At 68.1% G+C, this 467-nt stretch carries 1 protein-coding gene; it reads right to left on the bottom strand.

The genetic code is table 11. The features are described from left to right. Window positions 1-467 (bottom strand): transposase (locus AC0IW9_RS30385; protein ID WP_471652037.1); only part of this gene is annotated, 467 nt, incomplete at both ends.

The following is a 467-nucleotide window of genomic DNA, read 5'->3' as shown; positions in this document are numbered from 1 at the left end:
TCCCTCGTAGTCCTTCACCAGGCGGCGAAAGCGAGTGGCCCAGGCGAAGGACCGTTCGACCACCCAGCGCCGCGGCAACAGCACGAAGCCACGCTTGGCATCCGGCAGCTTGACCACCTCGAGCTTGATGCCATGGGCTTTGGCGGCGTCAGCGGCTTTCGGGCCGGTGTAGCCCTGGTCGACATAGGCTAGGTCGACGCTCTGGCTGGTGGAGGCCTGCACGGCCTGGACCAACCGACCAACCTCGGCCCGATCGTCCGTGCTGGCAGGCGTCACGTGCAGCGCCAACAGATGACCCAGCGTGTCGACCGCCAGATGCAGCTTGGAGCCCTTCTTGCGCTTGGCGCCGTCATAGCCCGCCCTGGCACCGCTCTCCGGCGAGGACCGCAACGTGCGGCTGTCCAGGATGGCAGCACTGGGTTGGGCTTTGCGGCCGGCGGCGACCCGCAGCACGGCCCGCAGATCCT

This window comes from Belnapia sp. AC561 (assembly GCF_979252845.1).
Note: the sequence above shows the minus strand (reverse complement) of the source record. Positions and strands in the feature narration are given on the sequence as shown.